Below are 1,296 nucleotides of genomic sequence, written 5' to 3'. Positions count from 1 at the left end.
GCCCAGGCTGCGGCGGCGATCTGCGCGCCATGGGCGAAGATAGCGAGGAGATGCTCGACCTCGTCGCCCAGGCCTGGCAGGTGATCGAGACCGTTCGACCCAAGTACAGCTGCCGGACCTGCGATAAAATCATTCAGGCGCCGGCACCCGCCAAGGCCATTGCACGGGGCAAGCTCAGCTATGCCGCGCTCGCCCATATCATGATGGCCAAGTGGGGTTATCATCTGCCGTACTACCGCCAAGCGCAGATGATGGCCGCCAAGGGCGTCGATATCGAGCGATCCACGCTTGCGCGCAGCGCCGGCTACGCCGCCGCCTTGCTCGACCCGATCTACAATCGCCTTCGTGAGATCGGCCGCACCCGCACCAAGATTCATACCGACGACACGCGACTTCCGATCCTGGCGCCCGGCGCCGGCACGACGCACAAGGGCGCGCTTTGGGTTTACGTCGCCGACGACCGCAACTCGGGTTCGCAGGAGCCGCCGATCGCCTGGTATCGCGCCACCATGGGCCGCGCCGGCGAGAGCGTGATGACCGAACTCGCCGGATTTGCCGGCACGCTGCAGGCCGACGGATTCACCGGCTACAATCAGCTCTACAGAGGCGGCGCCATTCGGGAAGCCGCCTGCCTGGCGCATCTGCGTCGCAAGATATTCGACGTTCACGATGCCAGCCGACCGAGCTCAGCACGACGGCGATGGCCGGTATCCAGGCGATCTACCGGATCGAGGAAGAGATACCGGCTCGCGCCCGCCGCGCGATTGGCAGAACGACGAAGGCGGACATGACCCCTGGTCCGCGCGCTGCGACGACAGCTCATGCGCCAGGCCAACGGTTTGTCGCGCCATGCCGATATCGCCAAGGCCTTCGCCTATGGCACCAAGCGATGGCGCGCGTCCAACCGCTTCCTCTACGATGGCCAGCTCGAGCCGGACAACCTGATTGCGGAGCGCGCCATTCGTGGTTTTACGGTCGGTCGGTGCAATTGGCTTTTCTCGGGCAGCTTCGCCGCGGCCGAGCGGTCAGCGGTCGTGCTCAGCATCATAGAGACCTGCAAGCTCTGCGGCGTCGATGCCGAACCTACATGGCCGATGTCATCGAGCGCATCCAGAACGACTGGCCAGCCTCGCGCTGGGACGAACTGATGCCGTGGAACTGGGTGCGCCGCCACGAGATGCCGCTCCCCCTGGCAGCATGACATGGCGCTGGTGCGGACCATGTCGGCGCTGGATGGCTTCGTAACGGCATCGGTCACCGGGCCGCGGTTCGCGGACCCGCAAGACTGGATGTGCC

General features: G+C 65.5%; 1 protein-coding gene and 1 pseudogene. Both read left to right on the top strand.

Features of this window, described 5'->3' with window-relative positions:
- Positions 1-29: 29 nt before the first annotated feature.
- A pseudogene (locus EOA24_RS38295) lies at positions 30-1,148 on the top strand (IS66 family transposase).
- Positions 1,109-1,201 (top strand): hypothetical protein, encoded by a 93-nt coding sequence (locus EOA24_RS44185; protein WP_348633108.1) that lies wholly within the window; start codon positions 1,109-1,111, stop codon positions 1,199-1,201. Before EOA24_RS38295 ends, EOA24_RS44185 begins: the two are co-directional and overlap by 40 nt.
- The last annotated feature ends 95 nt before the right edge of the window (positions 1,202-1,296 follow it).

Source organism: Mesorhizobium sp. M2A.F.Ca.ET.039.01.1.1, from assembly GCF_003998035.1.
In the GTDB taxonomy this organism is placed as follows: Bacteria; Pseudomonadota; Alphaproteobacteria; order Rhizobiales; family Rhizobiaceae; genus Mesorhizobium.
This window is presented reverse-complemented; position numbering and strand designations above follow the sequence as displayed.